This window comes from Leisingera sp. M523, assembly GCF_025141335.1.
Classification (GTDB): Bacteria; Pseudomonadota; Alphaproteobacteria; order Rhodobacterales; family Rhodobacteraceae; genus Leisingera.
In genome coordinates, this window is record NZ_CP081036.1 from 1,880,083 (window position 1) to 1,895,385 (window position 15,303).

Annotated in this window: 18 protein-coding genes; 12 read left to right on the forward strand and 6 right to left on the reverse strand. The window is 60.8% G+C overall.

The features are described 5' to 3' along the window. Positions 1-34 precede the first annotated feature (34 nt). The 7 genes from K3557_RS09275 to K3557_RS09305 all read left to right on the forward strand — a co-directional run bounded on the left by K3557_RS09275 (position 35) and on the right by K3557_RS09305 (position 6,566). Positions 35-1,150, forward strand: a complete 1,116-nt coding sequence (locus tag K3557_RS09275; RefSeq protein WP_259999280.1) for an outer membrane protein transport protein — start codon at positions 35-37, stop codon at positions 1,148-1,150. Positions 1,151-1,258: 108 nt separating this feature from the next. Next, entirely contained in the window at positions 1,259-2,173 is a 915-nt protein-coding gene (locus tag K3557_RS09280; protein ID WP_259999282.1) for a DMT family transporter, read from the forward strand. Positions 2,174-2,229: 56 nt separating this feature from the next. Next, positions 2,230-3,093, forward strand: coding sequence for an ATPase (locus K3557_RS09285; protein WP_259999284.1), 864 nt, complete (start codon positions 2,230-2,232; stop codon positions 3,091-3,093). A 59-nt stretch (positions 3,094-3,152) separates the two neighbouring features. Further along, complete coding sequence (gene metA, locus K3557_RS09290) at positions 3,153-4,070, forward strand: homoserine O-succinyltransferase (RefSeq protein ID WP_259999286.1); 918 nt, start codon at positions 3,153-3,155, stop codon at positions 4,068-4,070. Beyond that, positions 4,045-5,025, forward strand: a complete 981-nt coding sequence (locus tag K3557_RS09295; protein ID WP_259999288.1) for an alpha/beta fold hydrolase — start codon at positions 4,045-4,047, stop codon at positions 5,023-5,025. Before metA ends, K3557_RS09295 begins: the two co-directional genes overlap by 26 nt. Before the next feature lie 61 nt (positions 5,026-5,086). Continuing rightward, positions 5,087-5,956: a polyphosphate kinase 2 gene (ppk2, locus tag K3557_RS09300; protein WP_259992490.1), complete on the forward strand. Its 870-nt coding sequence runs from the start codon at positions 5,087-5,089 to the stop codon at positions 5,954-5,956. After that, positions 5,949-6,566, forward strand: coding sequence for a TetR/AcrR family transcriptional regulator (locus K3557_RS09305; protein ID WP_027258814.1), 618 nt, complete (start codon positions 5,949-5,951; stop codon positions 6,564-6,566). The genes ppk2 and K3557_RS09305 overlap by 8 nt, the downstream gene beginning before the upstream one ends. On the opposite strand, the gene K3557_RS09310 is transcribed toward K3557_RS09305, so the two are convergent. The 5 genes from K3557_RS09310 to K3557_RS09330 all read right to left on the reverse strand — a co-directional run bounded on the left by K3557_RS09310 (position 6,563) and on the right by K3557_RS09330 (position 10,650). Continuing rightward, positions 6,563-7,621, reverse strand: coding sequence for an adenylate/guanylate cyclase domain-containing protein (locus K3557_RS09310; RefSeq protein ID WP_259999289.1), 1,059 nt, complete (start codon positions 7,619-7,621; stop codon positions 6,563-6,565). The two genes, K3557_RS09305 and K3557_RS09310, sit on opposite strands and share 4 nt — an antisense overlap. Then, positions 7,618-7,986, reverse strand: coding sequence for a group 1 truncated hemoglobin (locus K3557_RS09315; protein ID WP_259999290.1), 369 nt, complete (start codon positions 7,984-7,986; stop codon positions 7,618-7,620). Before K3557_RS09315 ends, K3557_RS09310 begins: the two co-directional genes overlap by 4 nt. 144 nt (positions 7,987-8,130) lie before the next feature. Then, the gene (gene rpsI / locus K3557_RS09320; RefSeq protein ID WP_129370747.1) at positions 8,131-8,616 is read right to left on the reverse strand and encodes a 30S ribosomal protein S9; all 486 of its coding nucleotides are present in this window, start codon (positions 8,614-8,616) and stop codon (positions 8,131-8,133) included. 5 nt (positions 8,617-8,621) lie between these two features. Further along, positions 8,622-9,080: a 50S ribosomal protein L13 gene (gene rplM, locus K3557_RS09325; RefSeq protein WP_129370746.1), complete on the reverse strand. Its 459-nt coding sequence runs from the start codon at positions 9,078-9,080 to the stop codon at positions 8,622-8,624. Between the two features lie 166 nt (positions 9,081-9,246). Then, positions 9,247-10,650, reverse strand: coding sequence for a PLP-dependent aminotransferase family protein (locus tag K3557_RS09330; protein WP_259999291.1), 1,404 nt, complete (start codon positions 10,648-10,650; stop codon positions 9,247-9,249). Positions 10,651-10,744: 94 nt separating this feature from the next. Here K3557_RS09330 and K3557_RS09335 point away from each other — a divergent pair, with 94 nt between their 5' ends. The 4 genes from K3557_RS09335 to asd all read left to right on the forward strand — a co-directional run bounded on the left by K3557_RS09335 (position 10,745) and on the right by asd (position 13,740). After that, entirely contained in the window at positions 10,745-10,978 is a 234-nt protein-coding gene (locus K3557_RS09335) for a DUF1127 domain-containing protein (protein ID WP_027258807.1), read from the forward strand. A 247-nt stretch (positions 10,979-11,225) separates the two neighbouring features. Beyond that, the gene (gene speD, locus K3557_RS09340; RefSeq protein ID WP_129370740.1) at positions 11,226-11,732 is read left to right on the forward strand and encodes an adenosylmethionine decarboxylase; all 507 of its coding nucleotides are present in this window, start codon (positions 11,226-11,228) and stop codon (positions 11,730-11,732) included. After that, positions 11,729-12,592: a polyamine aminopropyltransferase gene (speE, locus tag K3557_RS09345; RefSeq protein WP_259999292.1), complete on the forward strand. Its 864-nt coding sequence runs from the start codon at positions 11,729-11,731 to the stop codon at positions 12,590-12,592. Before speD ends, speE begins: the two co-directional genes overlap by 4 nt. A 251-nt stretch (positions 12,593-12,843) precedes the next feature. Beyond that, complete coding sequence (gene asd / locus K3557_RS09350; protein ID WP_259999293.1) at positions 12,844-13,740, forward strand: archaetidylserine decarboxylase; 897 nt, start codon at positions 12,844-12,846, stop codon at positions 13,738-13,740. On the opposite strand, the gene K3557_RS09355 is transcribed toward asd, so the two are convergent. Then, positions 13,730-14,152, reverse strand: coding sequence for a PaaI family thioesterase (locus tag K3557_RS09355; RefSeq protein ID WP_129370735.1), 423 nt, complete (start codon positions 14,150-14,152; stop codon positions 13,730-13,732). The genes asd and K3557_RS09355 overlap by 11 nt on opposite strands. A 58-nt stretch (positions 14,153-14,210) precedes the next feature. Between K3557_RS09355 and K3557_RS09360 the strand changes: the two genes are divergently transcribed. Then, positions 14,211-14,999 carry an enoyl-CoA hydratase gene (locus K3557_RS09360; RefSeq protein WP_259999295.1) on the forward strand — a complete coding sequence of 263 codons (789 nt, stop codon included), beginning with the start codon at positions 14,211-14,213 and terminating at the stop codon, positions 14,997-14,999. Positions 15,000-15,303 lie beyond the last annotated feature (304 nt).

The window sequence follows — 15,303 nt, forward strand, 5'->3', positions numbered from 1 at the left end:
GCGGCCCTAACAGGCCGCAATTCAGGGAGGAAAAATGAAACGCTATCTTGCAACGTCGGCGGCATTGGCGCTGGCATCGGGTTCTGCCATGGCAAGCGGTCTTGACCGCACCGGCCAGCCGATCGGCATCATCTTCGAAGAAGGCACCTACGCAGAGTTCTCATTCGCGACCACATCCGTGGACCTGTCGGGTAACGACCGCACGTCGTTGAACCCGCTTGGCTCCGCTTCCGGAGATGTCGGCGACCGCTTCAACATGTTCGGCGCAGGCTACAAGCAGGACATCAACGACCAACTGTCCTTTGCCGTGATCTTCGACCAGCCTTGGGGTGTGGATGTGCTCTACCCGGCGGGCGGTTCTGCGCTTCTTGGCGGCACCAAGGCGCAGGCGGATGCAAATGCGGTGACCGCCCTTTTGCGCTACAAGTTCAACGAGCGTTTCAGCGCCCATGGCGGTATCCGGTACCAGGAGATCGACGGCGAAATCAATCTGAACGGTCTTGCCTACAGCGTCATTCCCGGCGGCACCTACAATGTCAAGGTCGACAAAGACGGCGCATTTGGCTGGGTAGCCGGCGTGGCCTATGAGATCCCAGAGATCGCCCTGCGTGCAGCGCTGACCTACAGCTCCGAGATCGAACACGATTTCGACCTGAACGAGAGCTTTGCCGGGAGCCCGGGCCTGAACACAACAACCTCAACCAAGACCAAGACCCCGCAATCGGTAAACCTGGACTTCCAGACCGGTATCGCCGCAGACACGCTGCTGTTTGGCGGCATCCGCTGGGCGGAACACAGCGTGACCGACCTGGTGCCCGGCCGTTTGGGCCGCGACCTGATCGATCTGGACGACTCCTTTACCTACACATTGGGGATTGGCCGCAAGTTCAACGAAAACTGGTCGGGGTCTTTGGCGCTGATCTATGCGGATGTGGACGGGGATGACCTGGTGTCGCCGCTGGCACCGACCCATGGCTATGAGGCGATCCGGCTTGGGGTGCAATACAAGCAGGACAAGATGACGATCTCGGCTGGCATCCGTTACACCCAGCTGGGTGACTCGGTCGCCTCCCCCGGCGGCAACCCTGTTACCAACTTTCAGGATAACGACGCGGTCAGTTTTGGCATGAAAATCGGCTACAACTTTTAAAGCGCCGCAAGACGGACAATCTGACCCCGCCCGCATACTCCGGGCGGGGTTTTCGTTTGCCGCAAGATCCGGGTCGCCTGGCCGCGCCCGGCGGGCTAATTGATCCGCATGAGCCCTCAAAAAACCATATCCCCCCGCGCCTGGGCCGAGCTGATACTGCTCGGCGTGATCTGGGGCGGATCGTTTCTGTCGATCCGCATCGCCCTGGACGAAATCCCCGTTGTTACCCTTGTGCTGCATCGCTGCGGCTGGGCGGCGCTGTTTCTGTGGGGCGTGGTGCTGCTGATGCGGCTGCCGGTGCCAAAGGAGCCGCGTATCTGGGGCGCCTTTCTGGTGATGGGCCTTTTGAACAACATCATCCCCTTCGGCCTGATGGCCTGGGGACAGCTGTATATTGAGACCGGCCTTACCTCGATCCTGAATGCGGCCACGGCCATTTTCGGCGTCATCGTCGCTGCGCTGGTGTTTGCCGACGAACGGCTGACAGCACGCAAGGCACTGGGAGTGGCGCTGGGGTTTCTCGGCGTGGCCACCGCCATCGGGCTAGAGCAATTTGCCAATTTCGACATCCGAAGCACCGCGCAACTGGCAGTTCTGGCCGGCACAGTGTCTTATGCCTTTGCCAGTGCCTGGGCGCGGCTGAAACTGTCCGGACTGCCGCCGCAGGTGGCGGCTGCCGGTATGCTGACCGGCTCCACCCTCTGCCTGCTGCCGGCAGCCCTGCTGGTTGACGGCCCGGTTTCGCTGAGCCTGGAAACCGGCACCTGGCTATCCATTGCCTATTTTTCGCTGATTGCCACTGCTGGCGCCTATCTGCTGTATTACCGGGTGCTAGCGTTGGCGGGCAGCGGCAACCTGATGCTGGTCACCCTGATCATTCCGCCGGTTGCCATCCTGCTGGGCGCCTGGTGGCTGGGAGAAGAGTTGAAACCGCAGGCCTACGCCGGTTTTGCCCTGCTGGCAGCCGGGCTTATGGTCCTGAACGGAAAACCGGTCCTGCGGCGCAAACGCACACGGAATTGACCAAGCCCGCGCAGGTGATTAGCAAGGCGTGAAACCTTCAGGGACTTGGAACGCCGATGCTTTACACTTCTGCGCAGGACTGGCGCGACGCGCCCAACAAACGGGTGCTGTTCTTTGGCATGTCCGGGCTTGGCAAAACCTATGTCAGCAACATCCTGCGCGGCGCCGGCAGCTGGTTCCACTACTCGGTCGATTACCGTATCGGCACCCGCTATATGGGCGAATACATCGCCGACAACGCCAAGGCCGAGGCGATGAAAGTGCCGTTCCTGCGGGACCTTCTGCTGTCGGATTCCATCTTCATCGGCTCCAACATCACGTTTGAGAACCTGACCCCGGTTGCCTCCTATCTGGGCAAACCAGGCGATAAGGCCAAAGGCGGACTGCCGATTGGCGAATACAAGCGCCGCCAGGAACAGTTCCGGGTCGCCGAAATCCGGGCGCTGCTGGATACGGAATACTTCGCGGGCCGCGCCGGGCAGCTTTACGGCTATCCGAATTTCATCTGCGATACTGGCGGGTCGATCTGCGAATGGGTCGATGCCAATGACCCGAACGATCAGGTTCTGTCGGAACTCAGCAAACACACGCTGATGGTCTGGATCAAGGGCAGCGAGGCCCACACGGCAGAACTGGTGCGCCGGTTCGACCGCGCGCCCAAGCCGATGTCCTATCAGCCGGAGTTTCTGGACCGGGTCTGGCAAGAGTATCTTCAGGAAAATGGCGTAGCCGAAGGGGATGTCGACCCCGATGCCTTTATCCGCTGGACCTATGCCCAGGCGCTGGCGCACCGCCAGCCGCGCTATCAGGCGATGGCCGACAATTGGGGCGTTACCGTCACCGCCGATCAGATCTCAGCCGTCAAAGATGAGGCGGGTTTCGAGGATTTGATCGCCTCCGCTCTTGAGGCCCGCGGCTAAGCCGCCTATCTGTCGAATTCCGCTATATCGCACAACCTTCCGCAAATCAGGACACTGACATGCCCATCAAGATGCCCGCAGACCTCCCCGCCTATGACGTTCTGACGAACGAAGGCGTGATGGTCATGTCGCCGGACCAGGCGGCGCGTCAGGACATCCGCCCCATCCGCATCGGCCTGCTGAACCTGATGCCCAAGAAGATCCAGACCGAAAACCAGTTTGCCCGGCTGATCGGAGCAACCCCGCTGCAGATCGATCTGAGCCTGATCCGGATGACCGAGCATCAGACCAGGAACACCGCGGCTGAACATATGGCCGAATTTTACCACTCCTTCCAGGAAGTGAAGCACGAGAAGTTCGACGGGCTGATCATCACCGGCGCCCCGATTGAGCATCTCGACTTCCCCGAGGTGACCTATTGGGAGGAGATGCGCGAGGTGTTCGAATGGACCCAGACCAACGTGCATTCCACCTTTGGCGTCTGCTGGGGCGGCATGGCGATGATCAACCATTTCCATGGCGTGAAGAAACATATGCTGGATCACAAGGCGTTCGGCTGCTTCCGGCACCGGAACCTGGCGCCGGCTTCGCCCTATTTGCGCGGGTTTTCGGATGATTTTGTGATCCCGGTCAGCCGCTGGACAGAGATGAAGCAGGCCGAAATCAGTGCGGCACCAGGGCTGAAGACGCTGTTGGGCAGTGACGAAGTCGGCCCCTGCCTGGTTGAGGACAAGGCGCACAACGCGCTCTATATCTTTAACCATTTTGAGTATGACAATGATACGCTGAAGCAGGAATACGACCGCGACGTGGCCAATGGCACCACGATCAACGTGCCGGGCAACTACTATCCGGACGATGATCCCAGCCAGCCGCCGCAAAACCGCTGGCGCAGCCACGCGCATCTTCTTTATGGCAATTGGATCAATGAGATCTACCAGACCACGCCTTATGAAATGGATCAGATCGGCCGCTAAGGTGCTGGTTTACGCAGGCCTTGCACTGGCGGCCGCCGCTGCCCTGACCAACTGGCAGGCGGGCCGCCGCGAGGCAGCGGCTGTCGCAAGCCACCCGCCATTGGGACAAACCCTGGTGGCGGGCAGCCACCGGGTGCATGTGGTAGAGATGGGCCGGCCCAAAGGCAGCGCGCCGGATCTGGTGCTGATCCACGGCTCCAGCGGCAGTACGCGCGATATGACCTTCAGGCTGGCACCGGCATTGGCAGAGGACTTCCGCATCCTGATCTTTGACCGGCCCGGACTGGGGTATTCAGACCGCATCAATGGCACCGGGGCCACCATCCGCCAGCAGGCCGGCCTGTTGCGCCAGGCCGCGGCGCAAATGGGGGCGGACAGGCCGATTGTGCTGGGCCAAAGCTATGGCGGCGCGGTTGCGCTGGCCTGGGCGGTGGACCACCCGGACAGTATCTCGGCGCTGGTGACTGTGTCCGGCGTCGCCTATCCTTGGACCACGCCGCTGGACCCGCTGTACCGGGTCACCTCCTCGCGTGCTGGCAGTATGGTGGCGGTGCCCTTGCTGACCGCCTTTGTGCCGGACAATGCTGTGTCCCGATCGCTGCAGGAGGTCTTTGCGCCGCAAGCCGTGCCGGAAGGATATGCGGCACATTTTGGCCCTGGCCTGTCGCTGCGGCGCACGTCCTTGCGCGCAAATGCCCGGCAACGGGCAAACCTGCTGCAGGAAGTGACCGAACTGTCGCCGCGCTATGGTGAAATCCCGGTTCCGGTGGAAGTTCTGCACGGCACTGCTGACGATCTGGTCAGCCCGGAGCTTCACGCCCAAGGCCTGGCCCGGAATGTGAAAGGCGCGCAGCTGACCCTGCTGGATGGTATCGGCCATATGCCGCAGCATGTGGCCACAGCAGAAGTGGCCGCAGCCGTACGCCGGGCCGCACTGCGCGCACAATTGCGTTAAAACGATTCACATTCCTTGCCTCTTGCCCATATAAAGGGTTGAGGACAGAAGGGTTTTTCACATGCCGCTGCCATTTGACGGGGCCATAAGCCACTATTACCAGACCGGCGCGCCGGAGGAGATCCGCAAGGCCATCAAAGGCGCGGATAAAGACGGGATCCTCAGCCCCAGCTACCCCTACCGGGAGCGGATGAAGCGCAAGGCCTACGAGGCGGAGCTGGAGGCGCTGCAGATCGAACTGGTCAAGCTGCAGTCCTGGGTCAAATCCAGCGGCGCCCGCATTGCCATTGTGTTCGAAGGCCGGGACGCGGCCGGCAAGGGCGGCACCATCAAGCGCTTTCGCGAGAACCTGAACCCGCGCGGCGCGCGGATCGTGGCGCTTTCGAAACCCAGCGAGGCCGAGCAGAGCCAGTGGTATTTTCAGCGCTATGTCCAGCACCTGCCGTCGGGCGGCGAAATCGTGTTCTTTGACCGCAGCTGGTACAACCGCGGCGTGGTGGAAAAGGTGTTTGGTTTCTGCACGGACGCGCAGCGCGAGCGCTTCTTCCGCCAGGTTCCGGGGTTTGAACGCGCTCTGGCCGAGGATGGCGTGCATCTGTTCAAGTTCTGGCTGAACGTCGGCCGGGCGGAACAGCTGCGCCGGATTCTGTCGCGCGAGTCCGACCCGTTGAAACAGTGGAAACTCAGCCCGATTGACGTGAAGGGGCTGGAGAAATGGGACGGCTACAGCGCCGCCATTTCCGAAACCTTTGCGCGCAGCCACAGTGCCGAGGCCCCCTGGACCATCATCCGCTCGGATGACAAACGGCGGGCGCGGCTGGCGGCGATGCGCAGCGTGCTGCACGCGCTTGACTATGACAGCAAGAACGCCGATGCGATTGGCGAATTGGACACTGGAATTTGCGGAGGCCCGGATATCTGGGATGCCTAAACGCGGTTATCATCACGGCAATCTGCGCCAGGCGCTGGTCGAAGCAGCCCTGCATCTGATTGAGGCCAAGGGCCCGACCGGGTTCACCCTGTCGGAGGCTGCCAAACAGGCAGGCGTGACCCCCGCCGCCGTCTACCGCCACTTCAAAGGGCGCGAGGATCTGATCGCCGAAGCCGGGCGGCAAGGCTATGCGATGTTTGCCGACCTGATGCAGCACGCCTATGACAAATACCAGCCCTCGGCGCTGGCGGCGTTTGAGGCTACGGGGCGCGCCTATCTTGCCTTTGCCCGCAAGCATCCGGGCCATTACATCGCCATGTTCGAAAGCGGCATTTCGGTGAACCGGACGCCGGAACTGGCTGATGCTGCTGCCCGGGCACGGGCGATCCTGGAACGCGCGGCGGCAGACCTCAGCCAGCATATCCCGGAAGACAAACGCCCGCCTGCTTCGATGTTCTCGGCGCATGTGCTGGCGATGAGCCACGGAGTGGTGGAGCTTTATGCACGGAACTCGCCCGGTGCCGCCTCCCCGTTTCCGCCCGAGGACCTGCTGGAAAGCGGTATCGGTATCTACTTGCGCGGACTGGGGCTGATTGCACCGGACGGTTAGAACCGGCTGCTGGGCTGCGGGGCGCGCAACTCGTCACCGACGTTGACAAGATGCACCTCACCAATGCCTTTGATGTCTTCGGGGCCAATGTCGGTGACGCGGAACTCCTCGGACAGGGCTTCCTTCATCTCTTCCGGTGCGACGATTTTCATCGGGTTGGCAAAGACTTGCAGGCGCGAGGCCAGGTTCACCGCCGGGCCGAAGACGTCATAGACATATTTCTGAATGCCGACCACCGAACCGACGGCCGAGCCGGTGCCCAGCCCGATCCGCGCCTGCCATTTATGCTGATGGCTTTGGTTGCGCCGGTCCAGATAGCGCAGGAACCGGGTAGCGCAATGGGCCACGGCGGTGGCGTGATCCGGGGTAGGATCCGGCATCCCGGCAACCGCCAGGTAAGCATCGCCAATGGTCTTGATCCGCTCACAGCCGTATTGTTCGACGATGCGGTCAAAGGCGGTGAAGATATCGTTCAGCTCTCCCAAGGTCACCGTCGGATCGGTGCGGGAGGCGAAGTCCGTAAAGTTGACGAAATCCAGCATCACCACTGACACCTTAGGGTAAAGCTGCGGTGTCACCACGCCGAAGGTCTTGAACTCCTCATAGACCGAGCGCGGCATCAGGTTCAGCAGCAGCCGTTCCACCCGCTCCTTCTCGCGCTCCAGCTCGCGGGTGTTGCGCTCCACCATGGCGGAATAGCTGTCGATCATGCTTTCCAGCTCGCGGATGCGGGTGATGTTCTGGCATTCCACTACCAACAGCGCCTCGTCCAGATGGCTGGCCTGGGAGATGTTGATGGCAAAGACCAGCGTCCGCCGCTTGCGCTTGATCTTCAGCTCCGCCGAGTAGCGCAGCCCCTCATCGCACAGCGGGCCAAGATCCTGTGGCTGCAACTCTTCGATGGCATCGGTAAGGGCCGCGCCCGGGCCGGGTGTACCAAACCACTCGGCAAAGGGTTGATTGTGAAAGACAAACCCCAGATCAGAAGCGCGGACAACCGCGACACCGACGCCAACGGCGCGCAGCAGCTGCTCGTTGATGGCAGCAATGCTCATGCGGCGTCCCGGTGGACGATGACGTTGCGCTTGCTTTCAATTGCGGCAAGCGTGGCCCGCACGTCCGGTTCGGACAGCCCGTGCTGCTCCAGCGCGTCTTTCAGCAGCGCGCCCATTTCATCAAAGTCATCATGGGTTATGGCCAAGGCCCGGTGCACCGCCTCCAGCCGCTCATCGCTGAAGGATGCAGGCCCGCCCAGCAGCGAGGAAATGAACTTGGTCTGATGGTCGATCAGCCGCGCCATATCGACATCGGCGAAGTAGTCACCGATCTGATCGGACTCAAGCGCCAACTCGTAAAAGGTCATCACGACCCGGCTGATGGCGCTGAATCCGCCGTATTTCTCATAGATGGTTTGCGCCATCGCAGCGTTCCCCCAACAGGAAGCGGTCCGCCCATGTTACGGCATTTTTAGAAAAAAGTTAACGGTGCAGGAAATTTGCGTATTCCAAACACAAAAAGGGCCGCTCCAAGAGCGGCCCTTTTGCAGTTCTGTTTCTGTGCAAGCTTAACGCTTGGAGAACTGGAAGCTCTTACGGGCTTTGGCCTTACCGTATTTCTTCCGTTCCACAACACGGCTGTCGCGGGTCAGGAAGCCAGCCGCTTTCAGCGCGCCGCGCAGAGCGGGATTATACAGCTGCAGCGCTTTGGAGACGCCGTGCTTGACCGCACCGGCCTGACCGGACAGACCGCCGCCTTTGACAGTGGCGTAGACGTCGAATTCGCCTTCAACACCGGCAACCTGGAACGGCTGGCGCAGGATCATCTGCAGCACCGGACGGGCGAAGTATTTGTTGATTTCCAAACCGTTCACTTCGACCTTGCCGGAGCCCGGCTTGATCCAGACACGGGCAACAGCGTCTTTACGCTTGCCGGTGGCATAGGCGCGGCCCAGTTCATCGCGAACCGGCTCACGTGTGATGGTTTCTTCGGCCACTGCTTCCACACCGGTTGCAGCTGCGAGCTCTTCAAGAGTGTTGATCTGATCAGACATCTACATTAGCTCCGGGTGTTTTTCTTGTTCATGGATGCAACATCCAGAACTTCGGGGGCCTGTGCTTCATGCGGGTGCTCGGCACCGGCATAGACACGCAGATTGGTCATGATCTGACGGCTCAGACGGTTGCCCGGCAGCATGCGCTTGACCGCTTGGGTCACAACGCGCTCGGGGTGCTTGCCTTCCAGGATTTCCTGTTTGGTGCGCGATTTGATGCCGCCCGGGTGGCCAGTGTGCCAGTAGAAGTGCTCTTCGCGCTTCTTGCCGGTCATCTGCACCTTTTCGGCGTTGATGATGATCACGTTGTCGCCCATATCCATATGCGGGGTGAAGGACGCTTTGTGCTTACCACGCAGGCGCATGGCGACGATGGAAGCAAGACGGCCCAGAACAACGCCCTCGGCGTCGATCAGGATCCACTTCTTCTCGATGTCTGCCGGAGTAGCAGAGAAGGTTTTCATGGCAGGTCAATCCTGTTTGTCGTGACGGCAGATTCCCCGAAAGGAAACGCCTGAATGCGATGGAGGGGGTTTACGGCGATCACAAAGCAACGTCAACAGCGGCAATCAACAATAAACATAGCAAATTCAACATCTTACAAATTAGGTATGATAATACCCCAAAAAATCAAACGCTGATCTGCTCGGGCGGGTTGTCCAGCAGGGCGCGCAGGCGCAGCATCGCCTCTTCGAACTGTTTCAGCGGCACATGCGCGTTGATGGCGATGCGCACCGCATGCGGCGCGCGGCCGTCGCGCAGGGCAAATTCATCTGCCGAGCGGATCTGAACCCCGTTTGATTCTGCGGCGCGGGTGAAAGCGGCAGCGCGCCAGCCCGAGGGCAGCCGCAGCCAGACAAAGGGCACATCCGGATTCCAGGTCAGATCAAACCCGCCAAGCGCATTGACCGCGACCCGGACATAGCGGGCCATTTCCCCGCGCACCGCCGCCACCAGATCAGGCAGCCGCGGATCGCTGAGCAGGATCCGCACCAGATCTGCCAGCGGCTGGGCCAGACCGAAATACCCGTGTTCCGCTACCCGCCGCAGGTCCGTGGACCGGCCCTCGGGCGCCAGCGCAAAACCGACGCGCAGGGCAGGTGTCAGAATCTTGGAGATCGAAGACACATGCCAGGCAAGCTCCGGCGCCAGCGACCGGTAGCTGGGTGCGCGCGACTCGCCCAGCCGGTAGCAGTCATCCTCGACGATCTGCACCCCATGGCGGCGGGCAATGCGGACAATCTCCTTGCGGCGCCCCAGCGGCGTGTGCAGCCCGGTCGGATTATGCACCTCAGGGCTGGTGCACAGCACCGTGGCGCCGGTCTTGCGGATCGCCAGTTCCATTGAATCCGGCCGGATGCCGTGTTCATCCATGGCAACCTCGACCACCTGCGCCCGCAGCAGTTCCGCGGCACGGCGGAACCCGGCATAGGTCAGATCCTCAACCATGATCACCGGCTGCGGCCCCTCGAGGATCGCTTGCAGAACCACCATCAGCCCGTTCTGGCCGCCATGTGTCAGGACAATGTCGTTTTCTGTGACCATGCCGACCGGCGACTGCCCCACCCAGGCCGCCGCCGCCTGGCGCACCGGCAGATAGGCGTCACGGGTCGGATAATTCAGGAAATTGCGCGCCTCGCTTTCCGCCACCTTGTGCAGCGCCTCGCGCACCGCGGCCACCTGCCCCATATCGGCAATCCGCGGGCTGAACAGGCTGACATGGCCGGGATCGCGCGCTTCCAGCAAATGCAGCTCCCGCGACCATACGTCATCGGGCACCGGCTTTTTCTTTTCGGCTACAAAGGTGCCGCGCCCAACCTCGGCCTCCAGCACGCCTTCATCGGTCAGAATGCTGTAGGCGCGGGCTACGGTGCCGGGTGTAATGCTCAATTGATACGCAAGATCGCGCACTGGCGGCAGCTTTGTACCAATTTTCAAACTGCCCAATTCGACAGCAGACCGGATTGTATCTGCCACCTTTTTATACTTGGGACCTTTTGTCTCACTCAGGCTTTGCGGCCAAATTGTACCCATTACAATCCATCCTTGGACAACGCGCTTACCCCTTTGTATCAAAACATCACGACAAATCAACAGGATTGTATCAACACAATATAGGAAGCCTCCCATGGTACAGCACACGCAAATGGCACATTCGAACATGTCCTATCTGATCAGCCGCCCGGGCCTGCCGGTGCTGGCGCAATGGGCCGTCCTCTTTGCCGTGCTGGTCACCAAGTGGAGCCTGCGCCGCCGCACAAGGACCCATCTCAAACACCTGAGCGCAGCACAGCTTAAGGACATCGGGCTGAGCCGCCAGGACGCCCATTATGAAGCCACTCTTCCGTTCTGGCGCCCATGATCCCCTGGGCAATAGAACAACCTGACGGCCGGGGTTCGCCCCGGCCCTTTTTTTTTGCCCGCCCTCATGATCCGCTGGATGCAGGTCCTTGCGCGTTACCGGCTATGCAAAAATTAAAGGTTGATCGAATCTCCCCCCCGGCCTAAATGCCCCTCACTTTCGGTACCGATCCCAACCCCGGACCCTTATTCGGGGGGGCGCTAAGGAACCGGCTGGATTGCAATCTACTGGAACGAAGGGGAGTGTCATGAAAGACGCCAACCTCTTCCAACTGGGGATCGGTCTGGAGACAGGCGCCCATGAGGAAGATACCGCCCGCGGTGTAACAGCCGCGAATATCGACTCCGTTGTGGACTCGGACCGCGAAGACCATTTCATCCGCAAGGATGGCAAGGTGTTTGCTGGGACCCATCTGATCATCGAAGTAATGAAAGGCACCGGCCTGGATTGCGAAGCCCGCATCCAGAAGGCGTTTCGCGACTGCGTTGACGTTTGCGGCGCCACCCTGCTGCACATCCACACCCACAAGTTTTCGCCCCAGGGCGTCTCCGGCGTGGCCGTGCTGGCGGAAAGCCATATCTCGGTGCACACATGGCCTGAAATCGGCTATGGCGCCTTTGACGTCTTCATGTGCGGCGATGCCGAGCCGTGGAAAGCCGTCGACGTGCTGAAAGAGGCCTTCAACACTGACATGGTGGAAGTGCGCGAACTGCTGCGCGGAGAGGAACTGATCGCCAAAGAGGTTGCGGCATGAACAGTGCCAGCAAACCGGAGTGGGTGACGGAAAGCCTGCACGCGCATTACGCCCAGGCCCTGCGCGTGGACGAAATGCTGTATGACAGCAACTCCGAGCATCAGCGCCTGAAAGTGTTCCAGAACGGCCAATTCGGCCGCATCCTGACGCTGGACGACGTGGTGCAGACCACCGAAGGCGACAACTTCATCTACCACGAGATGCTGACCCATGTGCCGATCCTGGCGCATGGTGCCGCAAAACGCGTGCTGATCATCGGCGGTGGCGACGGCGGCATGGCCCGCGAGGCGCTGCGCCACACGTCGGTCGAGCATGTCACCATGGTGGAGATCGACGGCGGCGTGGTGGATTTCTCGAAAGAATACCTGCCGATGCTGAGCAACGGCGCGTTTGATGATCCGCGCCTCAATCTGGTGATCAACGACGGTGCGCTCTTTATGAAAGAGAATACCGGAAAGTTCGATGTGATCATCGTCGATTCGACCGACCCGATCGGCCCCGGCGAAGTGCTGTTCACCGACACCTTCTATGGCCACGCGGCCCGTTCGCTGACCGAGGATGGCATCATCGTAACGCAAAACGGCGTGCCGTTCATGCAGGGTGACGAGTTGACCGGCACCCTGCGCGCCTTCCAGGCGTTGTTCGCCGATGCGTCCTGCTATCTGGCGTCAGTGCCGACCTATGCCGGCGGGCCGATGGCGTTCGGCTGGGGCAGCCACTCGGACAAGGCCCGCAACGTGAGCCTTGCGGATCTAGAGGCACGCTTTGCCGCCGCCGGGATCGAGACCGGATATTACAATCCGGAGATCCACAAGGCCGCCTTTGCCTTACCGAACTACGTGAAGAAGCTGTTCCCCTAAAGAACATCCGGGACAGGGGGCTGCGGCCCCCTTGTTCTTTTCTGGAAAAGCAATTCCGCCGCAGAACGACACACGTTGCGCACCCGGCGCTAAGGCACTTTTCTGCCGCAAAAGCTCCACTGGAGCATTCGCAAGACGGCCCCCGGTCCCTGAACGGTCCCTGCCCCGGCGTTGCGACCCAATTCCGGCCTTGGCCCCGCCGCCGCTTCTTGCTAGGCGCGGCGGAGCAGAAACCAGACATGGCAGGCCCTATGAAGCGCGATCCCATCCTTGTTGTTGACCGCGACACCGGCGAGACCTTTGAAGAGGCAGTGCTCGGCGAGAAATGGATTCGCTGGGCCTATCAGAACGCCAGCGCGCGGCCCATCGAGAAACTGCTGTTTGGCTCGCCCCTCATCAGCCGTCTGATGGGCATCTGGTTCAACTCGCGGTTCTCCAAGAGCAAGATCAAGGCGGTGATAGAAGACCTGTCGATCGACATGACCGAAGCTTCTGCCGACACTGAGAGTTTCTCCTGTTTCAATGAATTCTTTGTCCGCCATCTGAAACCCGAAGTGCGCCCCTACAGCACCGACCCCAAGGACGTTGTCTCCCCTGCCGATGGTCGGGTGCTGGTGTTCCCGGAATTGGCCGAGGATATATTTGTGCCCGTCAAAGGCCACCCGATGTCCGTCCGCACCATGCTGCCGGGCATCGCCGATCGCTTCATCGGCGGCGCCCTGGCCATCGTGCGGCTGTGCCCAGCGGATTATCACAGATACCACTTTCCTGCCGCTGGCCGGATCAATGGCGCCCAGGACATTGCCGGCGCGCTGCATTCGGTGAACCCGATTGCGCTGGGGGCCGGGCCGGATGTGTTCGGCGAGAACAAACGCAGCTGGACCCTGATCGAGACCGAAACGCTGGGCACCTATTGTTTTGTCGAGGTCGGCGCCTTTGGTGTCGGCAGCATCGTCAACACCCGTACCGCTGGCGACGTGCAGAAGATGGACGAGAAGGGCTTTTTCAAATTCGGCGGCTCCACCGTGGTGGTGGTGTTTGAGCCCGGCAAGATCCGCTTCTCCGACGATCTGGTGGCAAACAGCGCCAAAGGCCGGGAAACGCTGGTGAAGGTCGGCCAGCCCTTTGCCACTGCGGTTAACGCTTAGGCGGGATCGAATATGTCATGCTGGCGCGCGCCACCGGCTCTGCCAGCCCTTCGGAATACATCAGCACATCGGCAACCGCCAAAACCCGGCCCAGCTTCAACAGCCGCGCCTCGGCGATGATATCCGCGCCAGCGACCGGCTTGCGCATGAAATCCAGCGAACAATTGGTGGTGACGGCCAGCGCCTCGCGCCCCAATCGCGACAGGAGCAGCGCATAGATCGCACAATCCGCCAGTGCAAACATCGACGGGCCCGATACCGTGCCTCCTGGCCGCAGATGCCGCTCGGCAGTCAAAAGCCGCATCCGCAGGCCCTGCTCATCCATAGCGTCGATGGCAAAATCGTCTTTTACCTGCGGAAAAATCTCGTGCAGGTAATCCGTCAGACCTGCGACATCAAATGCCAGCGTCATGCTTTCCCTTTCCCCTATCCCTGCATAGAGTTGCCCCGAGAATTGCGAGGAGGGCAAGATGACAATTCTGGAACGTCACGACACGGGCGGCATTGCCCGGCTGAAGATGAACACGCCGGAAAAACTGAACGCCCTGTCGGACGAGATGCTGGCGGCCCTGCAGGCGCAGATCGACGCCCTGCGCGAAGACAGCAGTATCAAGGTGGTGATCCTGTCCGGCACCGGCAAAGGCTTCTGTGCGGGCCATGACATCAAGCAGATGACCGCAGGCCGCGCCGCGGCGGACGGCGGCAAGGCTTACTTCCAAGACCTGTTTGCCCGCTGCACCAGCGTGATGACAGGGCTGCAGTCGCTGCCCCAGGTGGTGATTGCCCAGGTCCATGGTATCGCCACAGCAGCAGGCTGCCAGCTGGTGGCCTCTTGCGATCTGGCGGTGGCGGCAGAGGACACAAAGTTCGGCGTCAACGGGGTGAACATCGGGTTGTTCTGCTCCACACCGATGGTGGCCCTATCCCGCAACATCCCGCGCAAGCAGGCGTTTGAGCTGCTGACCACCGGCGAGTTCATCAATGCCGCCCGCGCGGTGGACCTGGGTCTGGCCAACCGCGCCGTACCGCCGGAGGAGCTGGAGGACGAAACCGCCCGGCTGGCGGGAACCATCGCCGCGAAACTCGGCTCTGCTGTGAAAATCGGCAAACAGGCATTTTATGAGCAGCTGCAAATGCCGCTGGATCAGGCCTATGCCTATACCAGCGGAGTGATTGTCGAAAACCTGATGTACCGCGACACCATCGAAGGCATGGCCGCCTTTATCGAAAAACGCGCCCCCGACTGGCAGGAAAGCTGATGCGTCGGGAGGATTTTTCGGGAATTCCGGCCTGACCTCCGGAAATCTCCGAAAATTTTAGGCTTTGTTTACCAATCCGCACATATTGTTTCCTTAAGACGCCAGCCAAACGCCTTTCAATTCGGGCGGAAAGATGGCAAAGATTGGGCACGGTCGCTGATTAATCACTGACCGGCACAATTTGGGCTGCTGCTGCGGAAGGGTCCCTCCAACCGGTTCTCTCTCACCGGTGACCATTCCCGCAGCGGCGGCCCCAAATTTCCCTCCCTCCCGGTCAGATCACAATCAGCCAACAAATTCTGTG

Coding starts and splice junctions, on each gene's coding strand:
- K3557_RS09275 (WP_259999280.1), top strand. CDS start 35: ATGAAACGCTATCTTGCAACGTCGGCGGCATTGGCGCTGGCATCGGGT.
- K3557_RS09280 (WP_259999282.1), top strand. CDS start 1,259: ATGAGCCCTCAAAAAACCATATCCCCCCGCGCCTGGGCCGAGCTGATA.
- K3557_RS09285 (WP_259999284.1), top strand. CDS start 2,230: ATGCTTTACACTTCTGCGCAGGACTGGCGCGACGCGCCCAACAAACGG.
- metA (WP_259999286.1), top strand. CDS start 3,153: ATGCCCATCAAGATGCCCGCAGACCTCCCCGCCTATGACGTTCTGACG.
- K3557_RS09295 (WP_259999288.1), top strand. CDS start 4,045: ATGAAATGGATCAGATCGGCCGCTAAGGTGCTGGTTTACGCAGGCCTT.
- ppk2 (WP_259992490.1), top strand. CDS start 5,087: ATGCCGCTGCCATTTGACGGGGCCATAAGCCACTATTACCAGACCGGC.
- K3557_RS09305 (WP_027258814.1), top strand. CDS start 5,949: ATGCCTAAACGCGGTTATCATCACGGCAATCTGCGCCAGGCGCTGGTC.
- K3557_RS09310 (WP_259999289.1), bottom strand. CDS start 7,621: ATGAGCATTGCTGCCATCAACGAGCAGCTGCTGCGCGCCGTTGGCGTC.
- K3557_RS09315 (WP_259999290.1), bottom strand. CDS start 7,986: ATGGCGCAAACCATCTATGAGAAATACGGCGGATTCAGCGCCATCAGC.
- rpsI (WP_129370747.1), bottom strand. CDS start 8,616: ATGTCTGATCAGATCAACACTCTTGAAGAGCTCGCAGCTGCAACCGGT.
- rplM (WP_129370746.1), bottom strand. CDS start 9,080: ATGAAAACCTTCTCTGCTACTCCGGCAGACATCGAGAAGAAGTGGATC.
- K3557_RS09330 (WP_259999291.1), bottom strand. CDS start 10,650: ATGGGTACAATTTGGCCGCAAAGCCTGAGTGAGACAAAAGGTCCCAAG.
- K3557_RS09335 (WP_027258807.1), top strand. CDS start 10,745: ATGGTACAGCACACGCAAATGGCACATTCGAACATGTCCTATCTGATC.
- speD (WP_129370740.1), top strand. CDS start 11,226: ATGAAAGACGCCAACCTCTTCCAACTGGGGATCGGTCTGGAGACAGGC.
- speE (WP_259999292.1), top strand. CDS start 11,729: ATGAACAGTGCCAGCAAACCGGAGTGGGTGACGGAAAGCCTGCACGCG.
- asd (WP_259999293.1), top strand. CDS start 12,844: ATGAAGCGCGATCCCATCCTTGTTGTTGACCGCGACACCGGCGAGACC.
- K3557_RS09355 (WP_129370735.1), bottom strand. CDS start 14,152: ATGACGCTGGCATTTGATGTCGCAGGTCTGACGGATTACCTGCACGAG.
- K3557_RS09360 (WP_259999295.1), top strand. CDS start 14,211: ATGACAATTCTGGAACGTCACGACACGGGCGGCATTGCCCGGCTGAAG.